This is a genomic window from Pollutimonas rozaliensis, from assembly GCF_048751585.1.
GTDB lineage: Bacteria > Pseudomonadota > Gammaproteobacteria > Burkholderiales > Burkholderiaceae_B.
Window position 1 is genome coordinate 1 of sequence record NZ_JAZHOB010000171.1, and the last position, 263, is coordinate 263.

The following is a 263-nucleotide window of genomic DNA, read 5'->3' on the forward strand; positions in this document are numbered from 1 at the left end:
GTCGTCGGATTTTTACGGTTCGAGTGCAAATTACGCACGTAAAGAAAGTGGTTACCGAGAAAAAGCGCTCAAACTTTACCCATGGGTATGTGGTAAATGTGCTCGGGAATTTGTGTACTCCAACTTGCGCGAGTTAACCGTGCACCATAAAGATCATGATCACACCAATAATCCGGAAGATGGCAGCAATTGGGAGCTGCTATGCTTATATTGTCACGATCATGAGCATTCAAAGTATCTCGAACATGAACGTTACGGCGTTG

General features: G+C 44.5%; 1 protein-coding gene. It reads left to right on the top strand.

Annotated features, from left to right (window positions below; all coding sequences use genetic code 11):
• Window positions 1-263 (top strand): YajD family HNH nuclease (locus tag V0R37_RS22440; protein WP_420376601.1); only part of this gene is annotated, 263 nt, incomplete at both ends.